Below are 26,168 nucleotides of genomic sequence, written 5' to 3'. Positions count from 1 at the left end.
AGCACTATATTTTCGATAGCATTCAGCGGTCACCACTAGAGCGCCGTCGCTTGTTCTCGCCCCGAATCAAGGGGCCACAGGGTAGCGGCTGGAAATGGCCACGCGGTTCCACATGTTGATGACGACGGCCAGCCATTCGATGGAGGCGATCTCGGCGGGGCTCAGTTGCGTGGCAGCTGCAGCGTACACCTCGTCGGGCAACTGCCCGTCTGCAATCTGGGTGATGGCCTCGGTCAGCGCCAGGCCGGCTTGTTCCTTGGTGCTGAAGTAGCCCGTCTCGCGCCAACCGGGCAGCACGGCCAGGCGATCAGCGCTTTCGCCTGAGGCCAGTGCGTCGCGCGAATGCATGCGCAGGCAGAATGCGCAGCCGTTGATCTGCGAGGCGCGCATCTTGATCAGATGGGTGAAGCCCTCGCTCCAGCCCGCTTCGATGGCGGCCTCGGTGGCAAGCTCGTCGGTGGCTGCAACGGCTTTGTAAATGGCGGGAAGGGCTTTGCCCAGATTGACGCGGTCTTGCATGGATGTCCTTTCAAACCAGGCTCTTAGAAGGTGTGGACGATAGCAGCGCGGCAGAATCCGCGTCCACGGCGCGCCTTCATGCGCGCCGCTTCACGAACGCAAATAGAACTATCTTTTTTATAGCAAAAAGCGCTTTCCCACTGGTCGCCAGCGCCTGAAAACGGCATAACCGCGCGGACTGTACCCACGCGGCCCTCAAAGGCGCGGCCCGGGCACCCGGCTGCCAATGGGCCGGGGCTGGTAGTCGGGCTCGATATGGCAGCCCGTGTTGCTGCTGGCCTTGCCCTCCTGCGTTACAGCGGGGCGAGATGCTTCCTGGGTGCAGCGCTCGGCCACGCTGCGCGGCGTGGGCTTGTCGCTCTGGTCGATCCAGGCCAGCAAGCCCGTCATGGCCGCGCGGTATTCCGGGTCGCTCAGGTAGCTGTGGCCCCCCTCGCTGGTGTAGACCTGCACCAGCGTGCCGGCCGTGCCTGCTGCTTCGCGGATCTGATGGTAGCTGTTGGCCAGCTCCACAAAGGCCGTCTGGTCGCGGATGCCACGCAGGGTGACGGTGGGCAGCTGCGTGCGGCCCGTGGGGCGGCTGTCCGCCAGCAACTGGCCCACGGCCTGCGGGTCGGCGGCGTAGCGCAGCACGCCTGCGTTGAGCTGCTGCTGCGCCTGTGCATCCACACCCTGGTAATAGGTACGGGTGTTGTCAAAGGGGTTGCGGTTGCCCAGGCGGTGCTGCGTCAGATCGCGGAAGAGAAAGGTCGCCCAGTTCAGGTGGCCGTTCAGGCTTTTCTCGGTGACGGGCACCGCCGCCAGAATGCCCTGCAGGCGCCGGGCCTGCTCAGGCGTGCGCTCGGCTGCAGGTTTGTCAACGCCCGTGCAGTCGTGCACGCGGCGCTCCAGCTCGGCGCGCGTCATGGTGCTGCCAGCGGGCAACCCCTGCCACAGCGGGTACTGCGGCTCGCTGGGCAGCGGGTGGTTTTGGCAGTAGTACTGGTAGACCGCGCGCAGATCCAGCCGCATGGTGTAGGCATCGATGCCGCCACCCAGCACGCCGCTGGTGAGCAACACACCGTCGAAGGCGGGACCGCCGGATTGGCCCACCGGCTGGCTGCCGTACCGCTCTGCCGCAACCGATGCCACACCGCCGCCATAGCTTTGGCCGTGCAGCACCGTGCGGCGCGGCTGGCCGAACCGTTGCACAAACCACTGGCGCAGATCCTCCATGTCGTCTGCCGCCATCGTCACGCCGTACCCCCCGCGCCGGTAGCTGGTGCCCGCCCAGGCGTAGCCGGTGGCCGGCATCACTGCCCAGCGGGTGGCGTCCTCCTCCACCCGCTTGATGCTGGCCTTGCCCAGGCTGGGGCCACCGTGGGCGTGCATCACCGCGACGCCCTGCGCGGCCTGCCAGCCCGCTGGAATGATGGCCATCACCTGCGCGCCGGAAGGCATTGCAGCGGTAAAGCAATGCGCGTCGGCAGGCACCGAAGGCGGGCAGGCCGCAGCCGCAGGCTGGGCACCGGCGCGCGCCCAGACCGCGGCGGGCATGCCCAGCGCCAAGGCAAGCACCCACAAGGCTTGGGGTTTGTTTTTTTGCATGAATCAGGCCTTCCTGGCTTTGCTGGTGCGCACCAGCAGCTATGAAAATAGGAGTTCAGATAGAAAAAGAGCCGCCCCCATTGGAGGAGCGGCTCTTTTATAGAACAACCAGCCCTGCAAGGCCAGCCCGGCAGGCCCAGCTTTACGCCAGCGTTACCCGCGCAAACTTGCGTTTACCCACTTGCACCACAAAAGTGCCGGCATCCAGCTTGAGCGCCTTGTCACTGACGACAGAGCCATCGATGCGCACGCCACCACCGTCGATCAGGCGATTGGCTTCGCTGCTCGAAGGCGCAAGGCCCGCCTGCTTGAGCAAGGCACCAATGCCGAGCGGCGCACCGCTCAGGGTGACTTCCGGAATCTCGTCGGGAATGCCGCCCTTGCTGCGGTTGATGAAATCCTGCTCGGCCGCTTCGGCTGCCGCGCCGCTGTGGAAACGCGCAGTGATTTCCTTGGCCAGCATGACTTTGGCGTCCTTGGGGTTGCGGCCGCCTTCGATCTCCAGCTTGAGCGCGGCGATTTCCGGCAGGCTCATGAAGGACAGCAGGGTGAACCAGTCCCACATCAGGTCGTCCGAGATCGACAGTACCTTGGCGAACATGGTGTTGGCGTCTTCGGTGATGCCGATGTAGTTGTTCTTGGACTTGGACATCTTGTGCACGCCATCCAGCCCCACGAGCAGCGGCATGGTCAGCACGCACTGCGGCTCCTGCTGGTATTCCATCTGCAGGTGGCGGCCCATCAGCAGGTTGAATTTCTGGTCGGTGCCGCCCAGCTCCAGGTCGCTCTTGAGCGCGACCGAGTCGTAGCCCTGCAGCAGCGGATACAGGAATTCGTGCAGGCTGATGGAGCTGCCTTCTGTAAAGCGTTGGTGAAAGTCGTTACGCTCCATCATGCGGGCCACGGTGTACTTGGCCGACAGCTCGATCATGCCGCGCGCGCCCAGCTTGTCGCTCCATTCACTGTTGTAGCGCAGTTCGGTCTTGCTCGGATCCAGCACCTTGTAGGCCTGCTCGCGGTAGGTTTCGGCATTCACCTTGATCTGCTCGGCCGTCAGCGGCGGGCGCGTGCTGTTGCGGCCCGAGGGGTCGCCGATCAGGGTGGTGAAATCGCCGATCAGGAAGATCACCGTGTGGCCCAGGTTCTGCAGCTGGCGCATCTTGTTGAGCACCACGGTGTGGCCGATGTGGATGTCGGGCGCCGTCGGATCGAGGCCGAGCTTGATGCGCAGGGGCACGCCCGTGGCTTCCGATTTGGCCAGCTTCTTGATCCAGTCTTCCTGAGGCAGCAGCTCGTCCACCCCACGCAGGCTGACCTGCAAAGCCTCCTGTACGCGGTCGGTCACGGGATAAGTTGTAACAGTCGATTGATTCATATGGGGTTTCTCAGGTTGCCCAAAAAGCAAGGGGCGTTATACTCAGCCCCTTGTTTTGCAGCGTTTTATTCTAGTCGCGTCTGTCAGACGTCGCCTGTAGTGGCAGAAAGCCACAGTTGTTAACACTGCATCCATCCATTTTTTGTGCCCTTTTGTCACGGACCGTGCAGAGCAGCGCGGTCGATTTTGTGTCCCGCTGTCGCAAAGCGCATGTGGCCTGGCAAAACTGCATACCGTTTATCGGGATTGAACATTGAACAACGGATTCATCACGGCAGGCCACGCCATCGCGCGCCAGCTCGTCAATACCGCCCAACAACACCCCAAGCGCATTGCGGCCGCCCTGGCTGTTCTGCTGATGACCGCCGGCGGCGGTGCCTTCGCCGTGGCCCAGCTGGGCCCCAACCCGGCGGACATGCCGGTGCACACGGTGGAATACAGCGTTCCTTCGCTGGCTTCGGAGTTCTCCATTGCAGACCTGGTCGATGGGCCAGGTTTTTCTTTGTACCGCACCGATGAGGTACGCGGCAACGATACCCCCGAGTCGCTCCTGCGCCGCCTGGGCGTTGCCGATCCGGCCGCTGCCGCCTTCATCCGCAGCAATGCCAAGGCGCGCGCCGCCATCATTGGCAAGGCAGGCCGCCAGATCACCGCAGAAACCACCAACACCCACGAGCTGACGGCCCTGACCGTGCGCTGGGCAGGTGAGAGCAGCGAGGTCTTCCAGCGCTTCACCATCCGCAAGAACGGTCGGCAGTTCGACACCATCACCGAATTCGTGCCACTCTCCCGAGGCACACGTTTGGCCGGTGGCGTCATCCGCAGCTCGCTGTATGCATCCACCGATGCAGCCAACATCCCGGACAACGTGGCCAACCAGATGGCCGATGTATTTGGCGACAAGATCGATTTCCGCCGCGCGCTGCGCCCGGGCGACCGCTTCTCGCTGGTCTACGAAACCCTGGAAGCCGACGGTGAAATCCTGCGCTCGGGGCGCCTGTTGAGCGCCGAGTTCCGCAACAACGGCAAGACGCACGAAGCGCTGTGGTTCCAGCCCTCGCCCAAGGTCAAGGGCGATTACTACAATTTCGCAGGTGACAGCAACCAGCGCACCTACATCGGCTCGCCGGTCAAGTTCACCCGCGTCTCCAGCGCATTTGCCATGCGCCTGCACCCCATCCACAAGACCTGGAGCGCCCACAAGGGCACGGACCTGGCCGCCCCGCAGGGCACGCCCGTGCGCACCGTGGGCGATGGCGTGGTCACCTTTGCCGGCGTGCAGAACGGCTATGGCAATGTGATCTATATCGACCACGGCAACAAGCACGAAACCGTGTACGCCCACCTCAGCCGCATCGAGGTCAAGCAAGGCGAGAAAGTGACCCAGGGCGAGGAAATCGGTGCTGTGGGCCAAACCGGCTGGGCAACCGGCCCGCATCTGCATTTCGAGTTCCGCGTGGCAGGTGATCAGGTCGATCCGCTCGCCATGGTGGCCAACAGCGAAACCAACCAGCCGATCAACAAGCAGTCGCGCCCTGCATTCGATGCACTCTCCAAGAGCATGCGTCTCGCGCTCAATACGCAGATGGAGTCGCTGGCCAGCGAATAATCCGCCGCGTGTAACGCGACTCTCCAAACGCCCAAAGGCCTCAGCGATGCGCTATCGTTGGGGCCTTTGGTTTTGCTAGGGAATACTGCAGTCATGACTGAACGTTTTATCGGCCTGATGTCCGGCACCTCGCTCGATGGTGCAGACGGCGTGCTGGCCCAGTTCGAGCAGGGACAGCTGCAGGTGCTGCAGTTCGCCAGCGCTCCGTTTTCCGCAGCACTGCGCGCCAAATTGCTGGCGCTCAACAGCGCCGGCGACAACGAACTGCACCGCGCCGCTCTGGCCGCCAACGCCCTGGCACGCTGCTATGCCGATGTGGTACACGCCCTGCTGCAGGGCGGCGGCTTGCAGGCCTCGGACATAACCGCCATTGGCGCCCATGGGCAGACGGTGCGCCACCAGCCAGGCCTGTGGGATGGCACCGGCTACACCCTGCAGATCAACAGCCCGGCGCTGCTGGCCGAATTGACCGGCATCTCTGTGATAGCCGATTTCCGCAGCCGCGACGTGGCTGCGGGCGGCCAGGGAGCGCCGCTGGTGCCCGCCTTCCACCAGGGCGTGTTTGGCGCACCGGGTGCGCTGCGCTGGGTGCTCAATGTCGGAGGCATCTCGAATGTGAGCCGCCTCGATCTGCGCACGGAAAACGATGTGGAAAGCGATGTCCGTGGCTGGGATTGCGGCCCAGGTAATGCGCTGATGGACTACTGGTGCCACCAGCACACCGGCAAGCCCTACGACGACGGCGGACGCTGGGCCGCGTCAGGGCAGGTGATTCCCGCCCTGCTGGCAGCCCTGATGGCCGAGCCCTTTCTGGCCCAGCAGCCGCCCAAGAGTACCGGACGCGACCTGTTCAACCCCGCGTGGCTGGCGCCGCTGCTGGCTACGCATGCAGCGGGGGCGGCCCCCGCCAATGTGCAAGCCACCCTTGCCGAGTTCACCGCCCAGGCCATTGCGCAGGACATGCAGCGCCATGGCGCTGCCCCCGACCAGCAACTGGCGGTGTGTGGTGGCGGTGCGCTCAACCAGTATCTGATGCAACGCCTTGCCGCCCTGCTGCCCGGCATGCAGGTGGACAGCACGGCTGCCCATGGCCTGCCGCCACTGCAGGTGGAAGCCGCTGCCTTTGCATGGCTGGCACACCAGTGCTGGCATCGCCTGCCGGGCAACCTGCCTGCGGTAACCGGTGCACGCGGGCTGCGTGTGCTGGGGGCCATCTACCCCGCCTGAGCGCGCCAGCTACCGTTTTCATAGCGATCAGCGCTCACCCATCTGGCGCTGATTGCCAATTTCGCTATAAATCACCGGGTTCGCACCATGTGCCAAAGCGATCAGGCATCACCACCATCGGGGGCAGGCTTGACCGGTTCATCCTTGTCCAGCTGGCTGAACACCAGGGTAGCGGCCAAGGTCATCAGCGCCACCGTCATGAAGGTGGCATGGATGGCCCGCAATGACTTGGCCGGGTCGGTCTGCCACATCTCTGCGTAGCCCGACAGCAAGGCCCCTGCCAGCGCCACGCCGATGCCCATGGCCAGCATCTGCACCATCGACAGGAGGCTGTTGCCGCTGCTGGCAAATTCGCCATCCAGGTCTTTCAGCGTGACCGAATTCATCGCCGAGAACTGCATGGAGTTGAAGCCGCCAAAGACAAATAGCTGCAGCAGCAACAACCAGGTGGGCTGGCCAGGAACCGTCCAGCCAAACGTCGCCAGCATCAAGGCCACCATGATGGAGTTGACCTGCAGCACACGGCGGTAGCCAAAACGCTGCACGGTCTGCACCGCAAAGCGCTTGACCAGCATGCTGCCCAGCACGGTGGCCAGCATCATCAGGCCCGCATTCATCGGTGCGAGGCCCAGGCCCACCTGCAGCAGCAATGGAATCAGAAACGGCGCGGCGCCCGTACCGAAGCGGGCAAACAGATTGCCCAGAAGCCCCACACGCAGCGAGCGCACCCGGAATAGCACTGGTGCAAACAGCGGCTCAGGCACGCGCAGCGCGTGCATCCAGTAGCTGGCAAGGCTTGCGAGGCCGAACACCATCAGCACCACCACCAGCGCCATGCCCAGCCCCATGCCGGACATGCCGTCCAGCGCCACCGAAATCGCCACCATGCCAAATGACAGCAACGCGTAACCCACGCCATCGAACTGGCGCTGCAAAACGGGGGCGCTCTCGGGCATCCAGCGCTTTGTTGCCCAGACGCCGAACAGGCCGACCGGCACATTGATCCAGAAGATCCAGTTCCAGGTTGCCACCTCCACCAGCCAGCCGCCCAGCGTCGGGCCCAGCAGCGGTCCCACCTGGCCCGGAATGGCGATGAAACTCATGGCGCGGATGAAATCCCCCTTGGGATGGCTGCGCAGCACCGCCAGCCGCCCCACCGGCAGCATCATGGCGCCCCCGACACCCTGCACCACGCGGGCGGCAATCAGAAAGTTCAGGCTCGGCGAGAGCGCGCACAGCACCGACCCCAATACAAACAGACCAATGGCCCACATGAACACCCGCTTGGTGCCAAACCGGTCGGCTACCCAGCCGGAGGCTGGGATCAGCATGGCCGTGGTGAGCGAATAGGCCACGATGACCGACTGCATCTTCAGGGGGCTTTGCCCGAGCGAGCGCGCCATCGCGGGCAGCGCCGTATTCAGGATGGTGGCATCCAGCGATTGCAGAAAGAAGGCAATCGCCACCAGCCAGAGCAGGCGTTCCTTGTGCGGCGCCAGGGGTTCACGGGTGATTTCAGCGGGCATAGGCAAAACAAAAGCCGCTGGCAGGCAGCGGCTTGGGGGATGGTGGTGGGAAGGCTGTTGGTGCTGTGGCGCCTTCCTGCATGGGCAGCGTCTGGCTTATACCGAGAAGCTCGAGCCGCAGCCGCAGGTGGAAGATGCGTTCGGATTCTTGATCACGAACTGCGCACCCTGCAGGTCTTCCTTGTAGTCGATCTCGGCACCCAGCAGGTACTGGTAGCTCATCGCGTCGATCAGCAGCGACACGCCATTTTTGGTCATGGTGGTGTCGTCGTCGTTGGCGATTTCATCAAAGGTAAAACCGTACTGGAAACCCGAGCAGCCGCCGCCTTGCACAAACACGCGCAGCTTCAGATCAGGGTTGCCCTCTTCGGCAATCAGGTCGGCCACCTTGGCCGCTGCACCGTCGGTAAAGACAATGGGGGCGGGCATTTCTGCCACGGAGGTTTCAGCAACTTCGCTCATGGGAGATGACTCCAGTCAATATTTGGTAATTGAAAAGAATGGTACCGCAATCAGTCATCTGGCGCTGCAGCGCCAGGGGGTGACGCCAATTGCAGTGTGGGAATTGGGCCACGCAGGCCGCCGCCCGGGCCGGGCCGCTGAAATGCAGACCACAGCGCGCAATGGGGCGGCCATAAAAAAACCGTCCCGAAGGACGGTTTTTCGAGGCAAGTAGCCAGCAATTAACGCTTGGAGAACTGCTTTGCGCGGCGTGCAGAACGCAGACCGACCTTCTTACGCTCGACTTCACGTGCATCACGGGTCACATAGCCGGCTTGGCTCAGCTGTGGCTTCAGTGCTGCATCGTAGTCGATCAGAGCGCGGGTGATGCCGTGGCGGGTAGCACCGGCCTGGCCGGATTCACCGCCGCCGTGCACATTGACCTGAATGTCGAAAGCTTCGACATTGCCGGTCAGCACCAGAGGCTGCTTTGCGATCATGATGGAGGTTTCACGGCCGAAGTACTGCTGAATGTCTTTGCCATTCACAGTGATCTTGCCGGAGCCCTTCTTCAGAAACACACGGGCGACGCTGGACTTGCGACGGCCGGTGCCATTGTTCCAATCACCAATCATCTCAAGACTCCTTAGATATCCAGCACTTTAGGCTGTTGAGCGGTGTGAGGGTGCTCAGCACCACCGTAGACCTTCAGCTTCTTGATCATGGCGTAGCCCAGAGGACCCTTGGGCAGCATGCCCTTGACAGCCTTCTCGAGAGCACGGCCAGGGAACTTGGCTTGCAGGTCGCGGAAGTTGGTGGCAGTGATGCCGCCGGGGAAACCGGAGTGACGGTAGTACACCTTGTCCATGTTCTTGGTACCAGTGACCTTGAGCTTGGAGGCGTTGATGATGACGATGTAGTCACCGGTGTCAACGTGAGGTGTGTAAATGGCCTTGTGCTTGCCGCGCAGACGGAGTGCCACTTCGCTGGCGACACGTCCGAGCACCTTATCGGTGGCGTCAATCACAAACCACTCGTGTTGCACCTCAGCGGGTTTTGCGCTGAATGTAGACATGAGATTTCTCTTTCAATAGAGGGTTTGGCAGGCCCTTTTCCGCGGTCGGTGCTTCTTCTTGATACCGGCAGCCCTATGGAATGCCGGTACAGGAAGCCTCTTAGGCGGGGATATGACTGGCTCGCGCAGATGTCTGCACAAGACGGCCATGCTTCGCCGCGGGACCCATAAATCGCTGCGAAGCCCTCCATTATAAAAGCTTCGGCTGCGGCCGTAAAGTACCCATTCACGTTGCAGACCAAGGGTTTTGGGGATCAACATGCCCCTTTGGCACGGTTGCAGCCCCCAAGATCGCTACCATTGGCGCCCTATGTTCAGTTACCGCCACGCCTTCCATGCCGGCAATCACGCCGATGTGCTCAAGCACACGACCCTGATTGCCATCTTGCAATACCTCACGCAAAAGGACGCTGCGCTGGCGGTGCTGGACACCCATGCCGGTGCCGGGCTGTACCGGCTGGATGGCGACTACGCCACCACCAGTGCCGAATCGAACGAAGGCATCTTTCGCCTGGAGGGTGCGGAAAACCTGTGCCCGCTGCTTCAGGACTATGTGGACATGGTGGCCGCGTTCAACCACAGCACCACGGTCAAGGTCTACCCGGGCTCGCCATTCATCACGCAGCGTCTGCTGCGCGAGCACGACAAGCTCAAGCTGTTTGAGCTGCACCCCACGGACTTCCGGTCGCTCTCGGGCAACATCGCCCAGCTCAAAGTCGGCCGGCAGGTACAGGTGCTGATGGAAGACAGCTTTGACGGCGTCAAGAAGTTTCTGCCGCCACCGTCGCGCCGCGCGCTGGTGCTGTGCGACCCCAGCTATGAATTGAAGAGCGACTATGGCCGCGTGCAGGACATGGTGGCGGACAGCCTGCAGCGCTTTCCCACGGGAACCTACGCAGTCTGGTACCCGATCATTCCGCGCCAGGAAGCGCACGATCTGCCGCGCCGTCTCAAGACCTTGGCCAACAAGGCAGGCAAGAGCTGGCTGAATGCCGAACTGACGGTCAAGTCCAGCAAGATCACCGCAGCCATGCGCCAGGGTGAAGAAAAGCGGCCCGGTCTGCCTGCCAGCGGCATGTTCGTCATCAACCCGCCCTATGTGCTGCAAGACCAGTTGAAGCAAGCCTTGCCCCAGATGGCAGAGTTGCTGCAGCAGGACAGCAACGCCGGGTACACGCTCGAGAGTGGCGGCCACTAATACTGGGTCAAATACCGCGCCAGTCAGCGACAGCTGAGCGCTGACCGCTATTGTTTTTAGCGGCGCTTCTGCGCCGCCGTCTTGGCGGGCACGGGTTTGCTGGCCCGGGCGGGAACGGTTGCCTTCACACGGCCCGTGTTTCTGTCTCGCGCTACGGTGGCTTTACCCTGCCCCGCGTGGCGCGCAGGCGCGGCCAGACGCCCGCCATTGCGGCCCCCGGCTGTCACAAAGGACGGGCAGCGCTCTGCATCATCGTCCAGCGTCCACAGTTCCACCGGCTTGATACCCAGCCCGAGCATGCCCAACTCCTGCGCAGCCCCCTGGCTGAGGTCGATGATGCGATCGCCCGAGTAGGGTCCGCGGTCGTTGACACGCACCACCACCGTTTTGCCGGTGACCATGCTGCGCACGCAGATCTGCGTGCCAAACGGCAGGGTTTTGTGGGCTGCGGTGAAACCTTCCTTGTCAAACCGCTCGCCATTGGCGGTTTTGCGTCCGTGAAACTGGCCGCCATACCAGGAGGCCATGCCCTGCTGGTCACTGGAACGGTAGGGGTCTTGCTTCAGGGTGTCGGGAATATCGGGAACATCCCAGCGCCGCGAACGGCTGTCGCTGCTGCCCAACTGCCCTGACGGCGGCAGCGCCAGGCCCAGGCCCCGCCGTTCGTCAAAAAGGCCGGCAGAGCGGTCTCCTGCGCTGTCGGGCGCCGGAGAAGCCGCAGTGGCATCGACACCCGGAGCAGAGGTATCGGCAGGTTTGGTTGTATCCGGCAGAGCAGGCGGCGTGGGGCTTGCCAACGCAGAAGATGCCGGAGCAGTTGCATCCGCAGCCGCCTGCTGCATTGCAGCAGATGCGGTATCGACTGCAGCTTGTGTGTTGCCATCACCATCCCCTGGCGCGTGCACGCAGCCATTGACCAGCAGCGCCGCGCCCATGGCAGCCAGCAGGCGGCGGCAAGCGGGCGGAATGGATGGTAACAATGGCGGCAACAGCAACTCCCTCGGCATGCAGCGCTTGTAGCCACTGCGCTGCGGACCGAGGCAGTGGCGCTTACAGCCCCAGGCGGTCGCAGATCGCCAGCGTGGCAGCGCTTTGGTTCATCGTGTAGAAGTGCAGGCCCACCGCTCCTCTGCGGCGCAGCTCTTCGCACATCTGCGTCACCACATCCAGCCCAAAGGAGCGGATGCTGGCAACATCATCGCCAAAGCCTTGCAGGCGCAGACGGATCCAGCGAGGGATTTCTGCGCCACAGGCATCGGAAAAACGCATCAGCTGCGTCGATCCGGTGATCGGCATAATACCCGGGATGACCGGAACGTCGACACCGCGTTTTTGTAAATCTTCTTGAAATCTGCAAAACGCATCGGCATTGAAAAAGTACTGCGTGATGGCCGAATCAGCACCCGCTTTCACCTTGGTGATAAAGGCCTGCAGGTCGGCCTCGGGGCTGCGCGACTGCGGATGCATTTCCGGGTAGGCCGCCACTTCGATGTAGAAATCCTTGCCGAATTCCTGTCTGATAAATGCCACCAGATCGCTGGCATAGTGAAACTCGCCGCCCAGGCCATAGCCGCTGGGCAGGTCGCCGCGCAATGCCACCAGGCGCTTTACACCCATGTCCTTGAGTTGCTGCAATTGCTCGCGCACGCTGGCCTTGGTAGCACCCACGCAGGAGAAGTGCGACGCGGCATCCACGCCTTCTTCCAGGATCGCCTTGACCACGCCAAAGGTGCCTTCCTGCGTGGAACCGCCTGCACCGTAGGTGACGGAGCAAAACTGTGGCTTTCGTGCATACAGCTCCTGGCGCACGCCGCGCAGCTTCTGCGCACCCTCGGGCGTCTTGGGCGGGAAAAATTCAAAGCTGATGGGGAATGTCATGGCCGTCCTGCTCTTGGTCTCATCGGTGTAATTGATCAGCGCTCGTTGCGCTTTTTCTGTTTGGAACGCGCGGGGCCGGGCTGGCCAAAGCTGGCCACCTCGGGGTCCTCATACAGCTCCTGCTTCTCACGCTTGGCACGCATGTCGGCACGTGACGGGCGTTTGGTGGCCTTCTTGACGGTTGGCTTGGGCTCATCCGTCTCTGCCGCATCGGTACAGGTGTCGGCATCTGCTGGCGCCTTGATCTGCGCGCCCTGCTGGGCATGCACAAAAAATTCGTGGTTGCCATCGCCGCCTTCAATGGGCGAATCCAGCCACTGCCTGACCGTGAGGCCCTGCTCCGTAAGGCAGTCACGGATGCGTTGCTCGACCTCGGCGTACAAGGCCTTGTCGCGCACAATGCCGCCCTTGCCGATCTGGCCGGGCTGCAACTCGAACTGCGGCTTGACCAGCATCAACAACTGGCCGTGTGGCTTGAGCACACGCGCCACAGCAGGCAGCACCAGCGTGAGCGAAATGAACGACACATCGCCGGTCACCACATCGAAAACGGGTGTGATGTCCACATTTTCGGTGCCCGGCCTGCGGCGGCGCTCCACAGGCGCCGTTCCCTCAAGCCGGGCCCGCGCCTTGGCGCTGCGCTCAGCCTTGAAGTTCTCGATCTCCTGCTCCTTGGCGTCATCACTGTCGTCGTAGTCGTCGCTCACCTGGCCGCCATTGCGCATCCATGCATAGGGCGCCACGGGCTGGGTGTCGTTGTCCTCTTCCTCTTCGACGATTTCGCAGAGGGCTTCATCGCACGCCGCCTGCAGTGATTCCGGAGTCAGTGAACGGGCATTGAAACCTTCAACGCAGACCACGCGTGCGTCGCTGCGCAGCCGCTCATGCAACTGGCCCTGACCCACATCAATGCCGATGACCTGGGCAGCGCCTGCCTGCAGAAGGCAGTCGGTAAAGCCTCCAGTGCTCTGGCCCACATCAAGACAGCGCAGGCCCTTGACCGCTATGCCAGTGGCTGCCAGCGCGCCTTCAAGCTTGAGGCCGCCGCGCGAGATGTACTTGGCTTCCGACGCATCCAGCAACTGCACTTCGGCGCCCGCAGGAATCTCGTCGCCATTCTTGGCAACCTTGATCCATGGCGCCAGCACCGTGGTGCGCCACTGCACGCCAGACGCAATCAACCGCTGCGCTTGCGAGCGCGTTGATGCGAGGCCCGCATCCACCAAAAACACATCAGCGCGCATGCGCAATCCTCTCTCATTTTGATAGCCATTGGCGCATACCCACAGCCAATCATAGATAGATTTTCATCTACAACCAGCTCTAAATAAGCGCCAACAGCTATGATTTTTGCACCGTCTTTCTCTTTAAAAGAGCGGTGCGACGCAGCTTGAAGCTCAATAGCGGTATGTTTCAGGCTTGTAAGGGCCTTCCTTCTTCACGCCGATATAGGACGCTTGTTCGTCGGTCAGTTCGGTCAGCATCGCGCCCACCTTCTTGAGGTGCAGGCGTGCCACCTTTTCGTCCAGAATCTTGGGCAGCACGTAGACCTTGCCCACTTCATAGGCTTCGGGCTTGGTGAACAGCTCGATCTGGGCGATGGTCTGGTTCGCGAACGAGGACGACATCACAAAGCTGGGGTGGCCCGTGGCGCAACCCAGGTTTACCAGACGGCCCTTGGCCAGCAGGGTGATCTTCTTGCCGTCGGGGAAGGTGATCTGGTCGACCTGTGGCTTGACTTCTTCCCACTGGTACTTCTCGATCGAGGCAACGTCGATTTCGTTATCGAAGTGGCCGATGTTGCAGACAATGGCCTGGTCCTTCATTGCAGCCATGTGCTCGTGGCGGATGATGTCCTTGTTGCCGGTGGTGGTCACAAAGATGTCGGCCTTGTCAGCGGCGTATTCCATGGTCACGACCTTGTAACCTTCCATGGCGGCTTGCAGGGCGTTGATCGGATCGATCTCGGTCACCCATACCTGGGCCGACAGCGCACGCAGCGCCTGGGCCGAGCCCTTGCCCACATCGCCATAGCCAGCCACGCAGGCCACCTTGCCGGCGATCATCACGTCGGTGGCGCGCTTGATGCCGTCCACCAGCGATTCACGGCAGCCGTACAGGTTGTCGAACTTGGACTTGGTCACCGAATCGTTCACATTGATTGCGCGGAACAGCAAGGTGCCCTTGGCCGACATTTCGTTCAAGCGGTGCACGCCGGTGGTGGTTTCCTCGGTCACACCCATGATCTGGGCCGACTTGCGGCTGTACCAGGTGGCATCGACCGCCAGCTTGGCCTTGATGGCGGCAAAAACGATCTTTTCTTCTTCGCTCGTGGGGTTGGCCAGCACGGACAGGTCCTTCTCGGCCTTCTTGCCCAGGTGCATCAGCATGGTGGCATCGCCGCCGTCGTCCAAAATCATGTTTGGGCCTTCGCCTTCGGCGCCCTTGTCGCCGAATTCAAAGATGGCGTGGGTGTAATCCCAGTAGTCCTTGAGCGATTCGCCCTTGATGGCAAAGACTGGCGTGCCGGTCGCGGCAATGGCGGCGGCGGCGTGGTCCTGCGTGGAGAAGATGTTGCACGAAGCCCAGCGCACATCGGCACCCAGTGCCTTGAGCGTTTCGATCAGCACGGCGGTCTGGATCGTCATGTGCAGCGAGCCGGTGATGCGGGCGCCCTTGAGGGGCTGGGCCGCAGCGAACTCTTCGCGGATGGCCATCAGGCCAGGCATTTCGGTTTCGGCGATCTTGATTTCCTTGCGGCCCCAGTCGGCCAGGGAAATATCGGCAATCGCGGAATCAGCGGGGTTGAAACGAACAGCAGCGTTCATGGTTTTCTCCAAAAAATGAATGAAAAACCACGTTCTACGGCAGAAGGAGATACACCATCTCACCGCACAGAAAGCGTGGGTGAGCGTCGTTGCGATAGGGGATCCGAGCCTCACGCCCCGCCTGATGGGGACGCTGCAACGCTCCTCGGATAGCGCGCCATTATAAACGCCGCCGCATCTTCTGCGCAGCAGCAGGTTCAAGCCGGTTTGGGAACCGGGCGCGAAGCCGCTCGCAGAATCCGCTGAAATTTCGGGCAGTCCATATGGCGAGGCGCGGGGCACTGGGCGGCATGGCGCAGGCCTTCGCGCAGCGTGGTCAGCCTGCGTATGGAGCGGTCCAGTTCGTCGGCCTTGCTGGCGAGCGCCTGCCGGTCCACTGCCAGCGCGCCGTCGTCACCGAACATCTGCCGAATCTCCGCCAGAGAAAATCCTGCCGTGCGGCCCAGCGCAATCAGGGCCAGTTGCTGCAGCACCTGGGGCTGGTACTGGCGGCGCAGGCCATGCCGCGCGCAGGAGGAGATCAGGCCCTGGGCCTCGTAGTAACGCAGGGTGGCAGCGGTAAGACCCGAGCGGCGCGCCACCTCGCCGATATCGATGAGCATGCGTGGTTGACTTGAAGTTGGCTTCAATTTGCATAGTGGGCGTTTTCTTCCAACAAGGCAAGCCACATGCACATTGAAAACCCTGTTCTCCTCTCTCATATCCTGGTTCAGACCCTGGCAGTGGGCCTGGGCGCCACCGCCATCACCGACCTCTGGGTCCTGCTGCGCAAGCGCCTGTTCGGCACCCCTGCACTCAACTACGCACTGGTCGGGCGCTGGCTGCTCTACCTGCCCGAGAGCCGCCCCGCGCAAGTGCCGATACCCGCTGCAAAACCCAGGGCATACGAGGCCGTTGTGGGTTGGACCGTGCATTACCTCATCGGCCTGGTGTTCGCCCTGGCCCTTGTGGCCCTGGAGGGTATGGCATGGCTGAGCGCGCCCACCCTGTGGCCTGCACTGGCTTTTGGGGTGGCAACCGTGGTGTTTCCGTTCTTCATCATGCAGCCGTGCATGGGCATGGGGGTGGCGGCCAGCCGCGCGCCCCGGCCCTGGATTGCACGCTTGCACAGCATCGTCACGCATGCCGTCTTTGGCCTTGGCATGTATGCGACGGCCGTGGCGCTGCAAAAAATGATGGGTTAAAACGGGTTCTGAAGCGGCTCTAAGCCGCCGCCAGCCCGACCAGGCGGTAGCCCACCTGCAACTCGGTCTGCAGGTGCCGGGGCTGGGCCGGGTCGGCCTCGATCTTCTGGCGCAGGTTGGCCATGTGCACGCGCAGGTAGTGGGGCCGATCCAGGTATTCCGGCCCCCACACCTGCAGCAACAACTGGCGGTGCGTCAGCACGCGGCCCTGGCCTGCGATCAGCGCAGCCAGCAGGCGAAACTCGATGGGCGTGAGGTGCACGACCTCCGGCCCCCGGCTGACTTCGTGCGTAGCCAGATCGACCGTCACTTCGCCAAAGCGTGCACGGCTGGAAGGCGCCGCGTCGGCAGGCATCTGCTGGCGGCGGCGCAGCAGCACGCGCAGCCGCGCGAGCAGCTCCGGCACGCCGAAGGGCTTGGTCAGGTAGTCATCAGCGCCGGCGTCGAGGGCGGCTACCTTTTCCTCCTCCTGGTCCCTGGCCGACAGCACCAGAATGGGCAAGGCGCTCCAGCCGCGCAGCTCCGCAATCACGCTTTTTCCGTCGGCATCGGGCAGGCCCAGATCCAGCACCACCACATCGGGCTGGCGGCTCGCGGCCTCGATCAGGCCACGCCGGGCGGTTTCTGCCTCGAACACCTGCCAGCCTTCGTCCTCCAGGGCCAGGCGGATAAAGCGGCGTATCGCCAGGTCATCTTCAATCAATAAAATTCGGTGGGCTGCAACAGTCATGGGGAAAGCCGTTTCAATCGTCCAAAGCCGGTTGCTCGGGCACGGGCAGGTGGATGGCAAAGATCGTACCCTGCCCCGGGCCGGCGGAAGTGGCCTCCAGGCGCCCACCATGCGCCTGGACGATGCGCTGTGCCAGCGTGAGGCCCAGACCCATGCCGGAGACGGCCGATTCCACCACCCCGCGCGTGAACGGCTCAAACAACAGTGCCGCATCCAGGTGTGCGGGGAGGCCCGGCCCATCATCTTTCAGCGTGAGGAGACAATGATCGATGCCCTGCGCATCCTGCTCCACACGGCAGGCCAGCGTCAATGTCGTGCCGGGCGGCGTGTATTTGGCGGCATTGTCCAGCAGGTTGACCAGCACACGCTCCATCAGCACCGCATCCACATGCAGCAGTGGCAGGCCAGCTGGCAGATCGGTGCGCACCACATGCCCCGCCAGGCGGCCGTGCATCTGCCGCAGGGCACTGCCCACCAGCTCTTCGGCGGGCAGCCATTCGCGCTTGAGATGCACGCCGCCCTGCTGCATGCGCGCCATGGCCAGCAGGTTGTCTACCAGTTGCTGCAATGCCTCGGCCTGGTTGCGGATCTGCACCAGCATGTCTGCCGCCGCACCCGGCGGTACCCGTGGCAGGGCCGCCTGGGCTGCGCCCAGAATGCCGGTCAGCGGCGTACGCAGATCGTGCGAAACCGCTGACAGCAAGGTGTTGCGCAGCCGCTCGCCCTCCATGGCCACCTGGGTTTCCTGCGCCACCTCGACGAAATGTACGCGTTCGAGCGCCAGCGCAATCTGGCTCGCACAGGCATCCAGCAGGCGGCGCTCCTCCGGCACTTGAAGCCGCTGCGGCCTGCGCAGATGCAGCACCAGTACACCGCGCACGCGCACCGGCGCCATCAGCGGCACATACAGCGCGGGCGATGCAGGCAGTGTGTCGGTGCCCTGCCCCGCAGGCTGGCCGTGCTCCATGCTCCAGCGCGCAATGCTGGCGTCCATGGCACCTTCGCTGCCGGCGACGGCATGCAGGCTTTCCTGCGCATCGGGCAATTGCAGCCCTGTCTGCGCATCGAACACGCCTGACACCGTGGTAAGCGCAATCTGCGCCACCTGCTCCTGCGTGAGTGCGCCTGACAGGTCGCGCGCCAACCGGGCCAGCGCCCCGGCGCGCCGCTCCCGCTCTGCCGCCACACGCGCCTCGTGGCGTAACCGCGCCATGAGCTGGCCGCAGACCAGGGCCACGCCCAGCATCAGGCAGAAGGTAAAGATGTACTGCGTGTCATTGACGCTGAACGAATTGCGCGGCGGCACAAAGTAGAAATCAAACAGCAGCACCGACAGCAGCGCTGCCCAGGCGCCCGGCCCCCGCCCCCAGCGCAAGGACGACAGCACCACCACCAGCAGGAAGAGCATGACCACGTTGGCCGGGTCGAACACCTGCAGCAGCAGCTCTGCCACCACGGCGGCGGCCACACAGGCCAGGGTGGCTCCGATGTAGCCCACCCATGCCATCGGCTTGCGCTCATGCACGGGCTTGCGCACGGCGCTCCCGTTCTTGGGGACAGGCGGAGACAGCACCAGCACGTCCAGCCCCGGGTCCAGCCGCGCAATCTGCTCGGGCAGGCTGGCCGCTGCCCACGGCAGCCAGCGGGAGACGCGGCGCTGTACGCGTGCCAGCACCAGATGGCTGGCATTGCGCTCATGGGCAAAGGCCACCAGCGCCTGGGCCACGTCGGCGCCGGGGATCGTGGCCGTGTCAGCGCCCAGGCGCGCGGCCAGCGCCAATGTTTTGAGCACACCCTCCTGCGCGCGGCGCGGCCGGTGCTGGCGCTCGGGGGCATCCACATAGACCACCATCCAGTCGGCTTCCAGCCGCCGCGCCAACCGCGCCACCTGGCGCACCAGCGCATCATCGCCCGCATGGCCGCCCACACCGACAAGCAATCGCTCACGGGCGGGCCAGACTTCACCGATGGCGCGCTCGCGCCGGTAGTCGCGCATATCCTCGTCAACACGGTCGGCCGTGCGCCGCAGCGCCAGCTCACGCAGGGCCAGCAGATTGCCCAGGCGAAAGAAGTTGTGCGAGGCCCGCTCGGCCTGCTCCAGCGGGTAGACCTTGCCTGCCTTGAGGCGCTTGAGCAGCTCCTCGGGCGGAATGTCGACGACGATCACCTCATCGGCGTTGTCGAAAACCTGGTCAGGCACAGTCTCATGCACCTTGATGCCCACGATGCCGCCCACCACATCGTTGAGGCTTTCCAGGTGCTGCACGTTGAGCGTAGTCCAGACGTCGATGCCTGCGGCGAGCAGTTCCTCCACATCCTGGCAACGCTTGGGATGGCGTGCCCCCGGCACATTGCTGTGTGCCAACTCGTCGAGCAGCAGCACCTCGGGGTGGCGCAGCAGCGCGGTGTCGAGATCGAACTCGGTCAACTGCCGCCCCTGGTAGGGCAGATGGCGGCGCGGCAGTTGCTCCAGACCGTGCAATTGCTGTTCTGTCTCGGCCCTTCCATGCGTTTCCACGAGGCCCACCAGGATGGCGCGGCCCGCATGCCGCTCGCGCTGCGCGGCCGCCAGCATGGCATAGGTCTTTCCCACACCGGCATTCGAGCCGAAGTAGATGCGCAGCTTTCCGCGCGCAGCCTGCTGCTGCTCGGCATGCATCTGCGCCACCAGTGCGTCCGGGTCTGGACGCGCTGGTGGCGCCGGAGTATTGCTGGTGTTTACGGCCATCGTCTCGGCATTGTCGGTGTTTTCAGTGCCAGGCTCATACCAGCCCCAGCGCCGTCAGCAGCATATCGATGATCTTGATGCCCACGAACGGCACGATCAGTCCACCCACCCCGTAGATCAGCATGTTCCGCCGCAGCAGCACTGCCGCCCCCACGGCCTGGTAGCGCACACCGCGCAGGGCCAGCGGCACCAGGGCAATGATGATCAGGGCGTTGAAGATCACCGCGCTCAGGATGGCCGAGTCGGCGCTGTGCAGCTGCATCACATTGAGCGACGCCAGCTGTGGGTAAGTGCCCACGAAGGCTGCAGGAATGATGGCGAAATACTTGGCAACGTCGTTGGCGATGCTGAAGGTGGTGAGCGCGCCGCGCGTCATCAGCATCTGCTTGCCGGTTTCCACCACTTCGATGAGCTTGGTGGGGTTGCTGTCCAGATCCACCATGTTGCCAGCCTCCTTGGCGGCCTGCGTGCCGCTGTTCATGGCGACTGCCACATCGGCCTGGGCCAGGGCTGGCGCATCGTTGGTGCCGTCGCCCGTCATGGCCACGAGGCGGCCAGCGGCCTGGTGCGAGCGGATCAGGCGCAGTTTGTCCTCGGGCCGGGCCTCGGCCAGGTAGTCATCCACGCCCGCCTCGGCGGCAATGGCGGCCGCGGTGAGCGGGTTGTCGCCCGTCACCATCACCGTCTGGATGCCCATGCGGCGCAGTTCGGCAAAACGCTCGCGCATGCCGGGCTTGACGATGTCCTTGAGCTCGATGACGCCCAGCACGCGGGCGCCATCGGCCACCACCAGCGGCGTGCTGCCCTTGCGCGAGACATTGTCCACCGCCTGCTGCACACCGGCAGGCAGATTGCCGCCCAGCGCCTCCACGTGCTGCCGCACCGCATCAAAGGCGCCCTTGCGCAGTTGGCGCGCACCTTCTGGCGTGGAAAGATCCACGCCGCTCATGCGCGTCTGCGCGGTAAAGGGCACAAATTCGGCTGCAAGGTCCTGGGCGTTGCGTTCGGCAACGCCATGGCGCTCCCGGGCCAAAGCCACAACGCTGCGGCCTTCGGGGGTTTCATCGGCAATCGAAGCCAGTTGCGCGGCTTCAGCCAACTGCTGCACCGATACGCCCGGCGCAGGCAAGAATTCGCTGGCCTGGCGGTTGCCCAAGGTGATGGTGCCGGTCTTGTCCAGCAGCAGCACATCCACATCGCCAGCAGCCTCCACGGCACGGCCCGAAGTGGCGATCACATTGGCCTGCATCATGCGGCTCATGCCGGCAACGCCGATGGCCGACAGCAGCCCGCCGATGGTGGTGGGAATCAGGCAGACCAGCAGCGCCACCAGCACGGCAATGCCGACCACGGTGCCCGAGCCCGCCTGCGCCACGGCAAAGGCCGAGAACGGCCACAGCGTGACGATCACCATCAGAAAGACCAGGGTCAGGCCCACGAGCAGGATGGTCAGCGCCAGCTCGTTGGGCGTCTTCTGCCGCTTGGCCGATTCGACCATGGAGATCATCCGGTCCAGAAAGGACTCGCCAGGGTTGACCGTGATTTCCACCACCAGCCAGTCTGACAGCACGCGCGTGCCGCCGGTGACCGAGGAAAAGTCGCCGCCCGCCTCACGGATCACGGGAGCCGACTCGCCGGTGATGGCGCTTTCGTCCACCGAAGCCACGCCTTGGATCACCGTGCCGTCCAGCGCAATGGTGTCACCGGCTTCGACCAGAATCACCACGCCCTTGCGCAGCTCGCTCGCCCGCACCGGAATCCATGCGCTTCCGAAATGCGGCTGCTGCAGTACCTTGGCCACGGTATCGCGCTTCATGCTGCGCAAGCTGGCCGCCTGGGCACGGCTGCGGCCTTCGGCCAGCGCCTCGGCAAAGTTGGCGAACAGCACCGTAAACCACAGCCACAGCGCAATCGCCAACGCAAAACCGGCACCTTCGCCGCCCGCAGCGGTGGTGGGTTCACGCAGGTTCTGCACCCACAGCAGTGTGGTCAGGATGGCGCCCAGATAGACCACGAACATCACAGGATTGGCCCACTGCGTGCGCGGCGATAACTTGCGCACTGCATCGAACAGGGCATCGCGTACCAGGCGTGGCTCGAACAGGCTCGTGCCTGCCTTCAATGGATGGCTGCTCATGGCCTACTCCTTTGCTGCGGTTTGCTGCGCATCTAGCGCCATGTTGAGGCGCAGCACATTGACACGTGGCTCGCCCAGCAGGCCAAAGGTGCGCCCCTGAGTGCTCTGCGCTACCATCTGCCGTACCTGTTCTGGGGTCAGCTTGCGCGCCTGCGCCACACGTGGCACCTGCAGCAAGGCGTTGGCCACGGAAATGTGCGGATCCAGGCCCGACGCTGAAGCCGTGACCGCATCCACGGGCACCACCGCATCGGTGGCCAAGGCGTTATCGGCGCGATACTGCGCCACGCGAGCAGCCACGGTATCGGCCAGATCCTTGTGGGTGCCCCCCTGGTTGCTGCCGCCAGACTGGGCGGCGTTATAGGGCGCAGCGATGCTGGAGCCCTCCTTGTCGGGGTCTGGTGCCACCGTGGCGCTGGGCCTGCCGTGAAAGTAGCTGGCGCCCGCAAACTGCTGGCCGATGAGGGCCGAGCCCATCACCAGGCCATTGCGCTCGACCATGCTGCCATTGGCTGCATACGGCAGCAGAGCCTGCGCCACGCCTGTTGTCGCCAACGGGTAGGCGATGCCCCCCACCAGCATGACGGCCACAGCGGCACGTACGCTGCTGGCCACCAGACGCCCCCAGGAGACCGGAGACGGTTCGGCATCCGCCGTCGATACAACGGGTGCGGAGATTGAAAGAGAAGACGATTTCATAGTATTGCTCCCAACGGAGATATCAATGCGCCCAAGCATCGCCCCAGCTCTGATACTGGCATGCCCCATGTGTGGACAGCCGGGCAGGGGCCGCACCGCAGCGCGGGCTGCGCCCCAACGCCCGATGGCACAGCCATGCAAGAGCGGGGGAGAAGGCACGAAGCGGCTCAGGGTGGTGTTCATACATCAGGGATAGAGGTTCCCCACCAGCATTTGCAGGTGCTCCACGACAGGCCCCAGCGCCAGCGCTGGCAGAAAGGTGAGCCCGCCCACCACCAGCACCACGAACACCAGCAGGCCCATGAACAGTGGCGACGCCGTGGGAAAGGTGCCTGGCCCCGCAGGTACCGTGGTTTTGGCCGCCATGCTGCCGGCCACCGCCAGCATGGGCAGCAGCGTGAGAAAGCGCCCCACGATCATGGCCAGCCCCAGCGTGGTGTTGAAGAAGGGGGTATTGGCATTCAACCCCGCAAAGGCCGAGCCGTTATTGGCCGTGGCCGAGGCATAGGCATACAGAATTTCCGAGAAGCCGTGCGGCCCACGGTTGTTCAGGCTATCGGATGCGCCTGGCCACAGCATGGCCAACGCCGTGAATCCCAGAACGCTGGCCGGATGCGCCAGCACCGAGAGCATGACCAGCTTGATCTCGCGCACCTCGATCTTCTTGCCCAGAAATTCCGGCGTGCGGCCGATCATCATGCCTGCCAGGAAAACCGTGAGGATGGCGTACTGGATCAGGTTGATCAGCCCCACGCCGTCGCCACCGAACACGCAGTTGAGCATCATCAGCGCCAGCGGCGTGATACCGCCCAAAGGGGTGAGCGAATCGTGCATGGCATTGACCGAGCCCGTGGTGGCCGCCGTGGTGGTGGTCACGAACAGTGCAGTATCGGCAATGCCAAAGCGCAGCTCCTTGCCCTCCATGTTGCCACCGGGTTGCGCAAGACTCCACTGCTGATCAGCCCCCGCGCGCGCCAGCAGGCTGCTGCCTTGCTGCTCGGCCATGAAAACCAGGCTCAGAAAGCCCACGAACATCACCATGCAGGCGCCATACAACACCCAGCCCTGGCGACGGCGCAGCAGCATGGAGCCGAATGCATAGGTCATGCTGGCGGGGATCAGCAGCATGGCCAGGATGTGCAGCATATTGGTGAGCGGCGTCGGGTTCTCGAACGGATGCGCAGCATTCGCGTTGAAGAAGCCACCGCCGTTGGTGCCCAGGTGCTTGATGCTCTCCAGGCTTGCGACGGGCCCCGTCAGCAGTTGCTGGCGCGCGCCTTCGAGCGTGCTTGCCCAGGTCTCGGTGTGCAGCGTCTGCGGAACGCCCTGCCATACATAGACCAGTGCCAGCACAAAGGAAAGTGGCAGGAGCACGCGCCAGAACACGCGCACGTAGTCCACCCAGTAGTTGCCGACGTCCTGGCTGCTGGAACGTGCCAGGCCCCGCACAAAGCCGGCGCCTGCAGCCACACCGGTGGTCGCTCCCGCAAACATCAGAAAGGTGATGACCGCCATCTGCGTGGCATTGGAGAGGCTGCTCTCCCCCCCGTAAGCCTGCCAGTTGGTGTTGGTGATGAACGAGGCAGCGGTATTGAATGCCAGATCAGGCGCCTGGGCCGCGAACTGCAGCGGATTGAGCGGCAGCCAGCCTTGCAGCCGCAACACCAGATAGCCCAGCAGCATCATGGCCGCATTGGACAGCAGCAGGGCCGCGCCATAGCGCTGCCAGCCCATGTGCTCGCCGGGATTCACGCCCAGCGCGCGGTAACTGAGCCGCTCCAGCCAGGTGTGGTGGTCGCTGGTAAAGCACCGTGCCAACCACTGGCCCATGGGGATGACCAGTACCGTCAGAGCCGCGAGTACTGCGGCAAATTCCATCCAGGGTAACCACATGGTGTACTCCCTGTCAGATGCGCGTCAACGAGCGCAAAAAACCCAACAGTCCTGCAAAGCAGACGAACGTCAGGCTCACAAAGATCAGGTCTTGCAGCATTTGCATGGTGGTCCCTTCAGAATTTTTCGGGGCGCAGCAGCGCGTAGCCGAGATAGGCAAAGAGCCCGCCAGCGGCAAGCACCGCCAATACTTCCACCCAGTGGTAAGGCATTTCCATTTCCTCCTGCTCCGCCCGGGCTCTCAATGTGCGCAGACGAAGCCATACAACCACGCTGGCCCAACGCCAACGCTGGAAGAAATGTAAAAATATGCGCATCAAGCGCGTGTAGAGAATGGGGCAGGTGGTATCAAGATCGCGTCAAGATGGATGCATGAGCATGCGCCAGCGCCTTACCTATCCATGCCACTCGCTATGAAAGGTATAGTGGCGCAGCGTTTTCCCCCTTTGGCATCTCTTTTCCATGGCATCCACTTCGCACCGCGGCAATTCGTTCGACATCCTCCGGATCTGCGCAGCGCTGGCCGTGATCGTCTGCCATCACTACTACATCAGTGACCGCGAGGGGCCCAGCTGGATGAACGTGGGCATGATCGGTGGTGTCGCCGTGATGACCTTTTTCACCATCAGCGGCTACTTGGTCACCACCAGCTGGCTACGCGAGCCGCACCTGGTCAAGTTCTCTGCCAAGCGCCTGCTGCGCCTGTGGCCGGGCATGCTGGCCGCAGTGGTGCTGAACATCTTTGTGTTTGGCTTGCTGTTCACCAATCTGCCCGCCAGGGGGTTCCTGAGCCATGGCCAGACGCTGGAGTACTTCAGGAACCTGTTGATGTACCGCGCCTACGTCAACCTGCCCGGCGTGTTCATGAACAACCCCCTGGACACACTGATGAACGGGCCACTGTGGACCATCCCCATGGAAACGATGTGCTACGCCGCGCTGGCGGCGGCCGGCGTGGTGGGTGTTTTCCGCAAGCGCTGGATCGCAAGCTTTGCCCTGCTGGGCTACATCTTGGTGTTCATCGTGGGCTACAACGCCGATTTCTGGGGCGTGATGATGCACTGGTACGAATACCCGGCCTATTTTGCCTGTGGCGCGCTGATTGCTTTGCACCGCGATCGATTCCTGCCCCATGCCGCCGCCATCACCTTCGGTCTCATTCCAATTGCGCTGTTCTTCTGGCTCACCGGGCTGCAGCACACATCCGGCCTGCTGGTGCTGCCGGCGCTGCTCATCTACCTGGGGAGCACGACATCGGTTTTTTCAGGCTGGGTCAGTCGCCTGGGCGATCCCTCCTACGGCGTCTACCTCTCGGGCTGTCCCATCGCACAGACCGTGTATGCATTGTGGCCGTCGATGAACTTCTATGCCAGCATGGCACTGTCCTGCGTGCTGTCGATGCTGCTGGGCTATCTGTTGTGGCACTGGATTGAAGCGCCCGCGCTGCGCCTGAAGCGCCTGCTGACCAGGTGAGCGCAACGCCCGAGCCATCTGCATCCCCACTCCCACGAGCGCAGCGCGTCACGCCATGGGG

General features: G+C 63.3%; 23 protein-coding genes and 1 riboswitch. Of the genes, 5 read left to right on the top strand and 18 right to left on the bottom strand.

Annotation, left to right across the window (positions count from 1 at the left end; translation table 11 throughout):
• Positions 1-66 precede the first annotated feature (66 nt).
• From ACH2DG_RS01665 to tyrS, 3 genes are all read right to left on the bottom strand, one after another.
• The gene (locus tag ACH2DG_RS01665) at positions 67-519 is read right to left on the bottom strand and encodes a carboxymuconolactone decarboxylase family protein (RefSeq protein ID WP_395023980.1); all 453 of its coding nucleotides are present in this window, start codon (positions 517-519) and stop codon (positions 67-69) included.
• 195 nt (positions 520-714) lie between these two features.
• Positions 715-2,106 carry a hypothetical protein gene (locus tag ACH2DG_RS01660; protein ID WP_395023979.1) on the bottom strand — a complete coding sequence of 464 codons (1,392 nt, stop codon included), beginning with the start codon at positions 2,104-2,106 and terminating at the stop codon, positions 715-717.
• A gap of 142 nt (positions 2,107-2,248) precedes the next feature.
• Complete coding sequence (gene tyrS, locus ACH2DG_RS01655; protein WP_395023978.1) at positions 2,249-3,481, bottom strand: tyrosine--tRNA ligase; 1,233 nt, start codon at positions 3,479-3,481, stop codon at positions 2,249-2,251.
• 253 nt (positions 3,482-3,734) lie between these two features.
• Between tyrS and ACH2DG_RS01650 the strand changes: the two genes are divergently transcribed.
• Both ACH2DG_RS01650 and ACH2DG_RS01645 read left to right on the top strand, forming a co-directional pair.
• Positions 3,735-5,090, top strand: a complete 1,356-nt coding sequence (locus ACH2DG_RS01650) for a peptidoglycan DD-metalloendopeptidase family protein (RefSeq protein ID WP_395023977.1) — start codon at positions 3,735-3,737, stop codon at positions 5,088-5,090.
• Between the two features lie 93 nt (positions 5,091-5,183).
• The gene (locus ACH2DG_RS01645) at positions 5,184-6,317 is read left to right on the top strand and encodes an anhydro-N-acetylmuramic acid kinase (RefSeq protein ID WP_395023976.1); all 1,134 of its coding nucleotides are present in this window, start codon (positions 5,184-5,186) and stop codon (positions 6,315-6,317) included.
• Positions 6,318-6,418: 101 nt separating this feature from the next.
• On the opposite strand, the gene mdtD is transcribed toward ACH2DG_RS01645, so the two are convergent.
• From mdtD to rplM, 4 genes are all read right to left on the bottom strand, one after another.
• Positions 6,419-7,843, bottom strand: coding sequence for a multidrug transporter subunit MdtD (gene mdtD / locus ACH2DG_RS01640; protein ID WP_395023975.1), 1,425 nt, complete (start codon positions 7,841-7,843; stop codon positions 6,419-6,421).
• A 96-nt stretch (positions 7,844-7,939) separates the two neighbouring features.
• Positions 7,940-8,305 carry an iron-sulfur cluster insertion protein ErpA gene (gene erpA / locus ACH2DG_RS01635; protein ID WP_395023974.1) on the bottom strand — a complete coding sequence of 122 codons (366 nt, stop codon included), beginning with the start codon at positions 8,303-8,305 and terminating at the stop codon, positions 7,940-7,942.
• Between the two features lie 221 nt (positions 8,306-8,526).
• Positions 8,527-8,919 carry a 30S ribosomal protein S9 gene (gene rpsI / locus ACH2DG_RS01630; RefSeq protein ID WP_184711245.1) on the bottom strand — a complete coding sequence of 131 codons (393 nt, stop codon included), beginning with the start codon at positions 8,917-8,919 and terminating at the stop codon, positions 8,527-8,529.
• An 11-nt stretch (positions 8,920-8,930) separates the two neighbouring features.
• Positions 8,931-9,359 carry a 50S ribosomal protein L13 gene (rplM, locus tag ACH2DG_RS01625; RefSeq protein ID WP_184711246.1) on the bottom strand — a complete coding sequence of 143 codons (429 nt, stop codon included), beginning with the start codon at positions 9,357-9,359 and terminating at the stop codon, positions 8,931-8,933.
• Between the two features lie 310 nt (positions 9,360-9,669).
• Between rplM and ACH2DG_RS01620 the strand changes: the two genes are divergently transcribed.
• Entirely contained in the window at positions 9,670-10,557 is an 888-nt protein-coding gene (locus ACH2DG_RS01620) for a 23S rRNA (adenine(2030)-N(6))-methyltransferase RlmJ (RefSeq protein WP_395023973.1), read from the top strand.
• A 56-nt stretch (positions 10,558-10,613) separates the two neighbouring features.
• Here the strand turns inward: ACH2DG_RS01620 and ACH2DG_RS01615 are convergent, their stop codons facing one another.
• The 5 genes from ACH2DG_RS01615 to ACH2DG_RS01595 all read right to left on the bottom strand — a co-directional run bounded on the left by ACH2DG_RS01615 (position 10,614) and on the right by ACH2DG_RS01595 (position 15,865).
• Entirely contained in the window at positions 10,614-11,546 is a 933-nt protein-coding gene (locus tag ACH2DG_RS01615) for a septal ring lytic transglycosylase RlpA family protein (protein ID WP_395023972.1), read from the bottom strand.
• Between the two features lie 61 nt (positions 11,547-11,607).
• Complete coding sequence (gene metF, locus ACH2DG_RS01610) at positions 11,608-12,435, bottom strand: methylenetetrahydrofolate reductase [NAD(P)H] (protein WP_395023971.1); 828 nt, start codon at positions 12,433-12,435, stop codon at positions 11,608-11,610.
• 35 nt (positions 12,436-12,470) lie between these two features.
• Positions 12,471-13,679: a TlyA family RNA methyltransferase gene (locus ACH2DG_RS01605; protein WP_395023970.1), complete on the bottom strand. Its 1,209-nt coding sequence runs from the start codon at positions 13,677-13,679 to the stop codon at positions 12,471-12,473.
• Positions 13,680-13,832: 153 nt separating this feature from the next.
• On the bottom strand, positions 13,833-15,263 hold the full coding sequence (gene ahcY / locus ACH2DG_RS01600; RefSeq protein WP_395023969.1) for an adenosylhomocysteinase: 1,431 nt from the start codon (positions 15,261-15,263) through the stop codon (positions 13,833-13,835).
• A 74-nt stretch (positions 15,264-15,337) separates the two neighbouring features.
• A riboswitch (S-adenosyl-L-homocysteine riboswitch) is annotated at positions 15,338-15,416 on the bottom strand.
• Between the two features lie 44 nt (positions 15,417-15,460).
• Complete coding sequence (locus ACH2DG_RS01595; RefSeq protein WP_395023968.1) at positions 15,461-15,865, bottom strand: helix-turn-helix domain-containing protein; 405 nt, start codon at positions 15,863-15,865, stop codon at positions 15,461-15,463.
• Between the two features lie 66 nt (positions 15,866-15,931).
• Between ACH2DG_RS01595 and ACH2DG_RS01590 the strand changes: the two genes are divergently transcribed.
• Entirely contained in the window at positions 15,932-16,447 is a 516-nt protein-coding gene (locus tag ACH2DG_RS01590) for a DUF2938 domain-containing protein (RefSeq protein WP_395023967.1), read from the top strand.
• Between the two features lie 19 nt (positions 16,448-16,466).
• On the opposite strand, the gene ACH2DG_RS01585 is transcribed toward ACH2DG_RS01590, so the two are convergent.
• The 6 genes from ACH2DG_RS01585 to kdpF form a co-directional block, all read right to left on the bottom strand.
• The gene (locus tag ACH2DG_RS01585; protein ID WP_395023966.1) at positions 16,467-17,177 is read right to left on the bottom strand and encodes a response regulator; all 711 of its coding nucleotides are present in this window, start codon (positions 17,175-17,177) and stop codon (positions 16,467-16,469) included.
• Between the two features lie 13 nt (positions 17,178-17,190).
• Positions 17,191-19,905, bottom strand: coding sequence for a DUF4118 domain-containing protein (locus ACH2DG_RS01580; RefSeq protein ID WP_395023965.1), 2,715 nt, complete (start codon positions 19,903-19,905; stop codon positions 17,191-17,193).
• A 34-nt stretch (positions 19,906-19,939) separates the two neighbouring features.
• On the bottom strand, positions 19,940-22,042 hold the full coding sequence (kdpB, locus tag ACH2DG_RS01575) for a potassium-transporting ATPase subunit KdpB (RefSeq protein ID WP_395023964.1): 2,103 nt from the start codon (positions 22,040-22,042) through the stop codon (positions 19,940-19,942).
• A gap of 3 nt (positions 22,043-22,045) precedes the next feature.
• Positions 22,046-22,741, bottom strand: a complete 696-nt coding sequence (gene kdpC, locus ACH2DG_RS01570; protein ID WP_395023963.1) for a potassium-transporting ATPase subunit KdpC — start codon at positions 22,739-22,741, stop codon at positions 22,046-22,048.
• A gap of 186 nt (positions 22,742-22,927) precedes the next feature.
• The gene (gene kdpA / locus ACH2DG_RS01565) at positions 22,928-24,634 is read right to left on the bottom strand and encodes a potassium-transporting ATPase subunit KdpA (RefSeq protein WP_395023962.1); all 1,707 of its coding nucleotides are present in this window, start codon (positions 24,632-24,634) and stop codon (positions 22,928-22,930) included.
• Positions 24,635-24,750: 116 nt separating this feature from the next.
• Complete coding sequence (gene kdpF, locus ACH2DG_RS01560) at positions 24,751-24,852, bottom strand: K(+)-transporting ATPase subunit F (protein ID WP_395023961.1); 102 nt, start codon at positions 24,850-24,852, stop codon at positions 24,751-24,753.
• 244 nt (positions 24,853-25,096) lie between these two features.
• Between kdpF and ACH2DG_RS01555 the strand changes: the two genes are divergently transcribed.
• The gene (locus ACH2DG_RS01555; RefSeq protein WP_395023960.1) at positions 25,097-26,107 is read left to right on the top strand and encodes an acyltransferase family protein; all 1,011 of its coding nucleotides are present in this window, start codon (positions 25,097-25,099) and stop codon (positions 26,105-26,107) included.
• Positions 26,108-26,168 lie beyond the last annotated feature (61 nt).

The sequence above is a fragment of the Comamonas odontotermitis genome, assembly GCF_040396735.1.
GTDB lineage: Bacteria > Pseudomonadota > Gammaproteobacteria > Burkholderiales > Burkholderiaceae_C > Comamonas > Comamonas odontotermitis_C.
The sequence above is the reverse complement of the archived record's forward strand: the minus strand, read 5'-3'. Positions and strand labels throughout refer to the sequence as shown.

Coding starts and splice junctions, on each gene's coding strand:
- ACH2DG_RS01665 (WP_395023980.1), bottom strand. CDS start 519: ATGCAAGACCGCGTCAATCTGGGCAAAGCCCTTCCCGCCATTTACAAA.
- ACH2DG_RS01660 (WP_395023979.1), bottom strand. CDS start 2,106: ATGCAAAAAAACAAACCCCAAGCCTTGTGGGTGCTTGCCTTGGCGCTG.
- tyrS (WP_395023978.1), bottom strand. CDS start 3,481: ATGAATCAATCGACTGTTACAACTTATCCCGTGACCGACCGCGTACAG.
- ACH2DG_RS01645 (WP_395023976.1), top strand. CDS start 5,184: ATGACTGAACGTTTTATCGGCCTGATGTCCGGCACCTCGCTCGATGGT.
- mdtD (WP_395023975.1), bottom strand. CDS start 7,843: ATGCCCGCTGAAATCACCCGTGAACCCCTGGCGCCGCACAAGGAACGC.
- erpA (WP_395023974.1), bottom strand. CDS start 8,305: ATGAGCGAAGTTGCTGAAACCTCCGTGGCAGAAATGCCCGCCCCCATT.
- rpsI (WP_184711245.1), bottom strand. CDS start 8,919: ATGATTGGTGATTGGAACAATGGCACCGGCCGTCGCAAGTCCAGCGTC.
- rplM (WP_184711246.1), bottom strand. CDS start 9,359: ATGTCTACATTCAGCGCAAAACCCGCTGAGGTGCAACACGAGTGGTTT.
- ACH2DG_RS01620 (WP_395023973.1), top strand. CDS start 9,670: ATGTTCAGTTACCGCCACGCCTTCCATGCCGGCAATCACGCCGATGTG.
- metF (WP_395023971.1), bottom strand. CDS start 12,435: ATGACATTCCCCATCAGCTTTGAATTTTTCCCGCCCAAGACGCCCGAG.
- ACH2DG_RS01605 (WP_395023970.1), bottom strand. CDS start 13,679: ATGCGCGCTGATGTGTTTTTGGTGGATGCGGGCCTCGCATCAACGCGC.
- ahcY (WP_395023969.1), bottom strand. CDS start 15,263: ATGAACGCTGCTGTTCGTTTCAACCCCGCTGATTCCGCGATTGCCGAT.
- ACH2DG_RS01595 (WP_395023968.1), bottom strand. CDS start 15,865: ATGCTCATCGATATCGGCGAGGTGGCGCGCCGCTCGGGTCTTACCGCT.
- ACH2DG_RS01590 (WP_395023967.1), top strand. CDS start 15,932: ATGCACATTGAAAACCCTGTTCTCCTCTCTCATATCCTGGTTCAGACC.
- ACH2DG_RS01585 (WP_395023966.1), bottom strand. CDS start 17,177: ATGACTGTTGCAGCCCACCGAATTTTATTGATTGAAGATGACCTGGCG.
- ACH2DG_RS01580 (WP_395023965.1), bottom strand. CDS start 19,905: ATGGCCGTAAACACCAGCAATACTCCGGCGCCACCAGCGCGTCCAGAC.
- kdpB (WP_395023964.1), bottom strand. CDS start 22,042: ATGAGCAGCCATCCATTGAAGGCAGGCACGAGCCTGTTCGAGCCACGC.
- kdpC (WP_395023963.1), bottom strand. CDS start 22,741: ATGAAATCGTCTTCTCTTTCAATCTCCGCACCCGTTGTATCGACGGCG.
- kdpA (WP_395023962.1), bottom strand. CDS start 24,634: ATGTGGTTACCCTGGATGGAATTTGCCGCAGTACTCGCGGCTCTGACG.
- kdpF (WP_395023961.1), bottom strand. CDS start 24,852: ATGGAAATGCCTTACCACTGGGTGGAAGTATTGGCGGTGCTTGCCGCT.
- ACH2DG_RS01555 (WP_395023960.1), top strand. CDS start 25,097: ATGGCATCCACTTCGCACCGCGGCAATTCGTTCGACATCCTCCGGATC.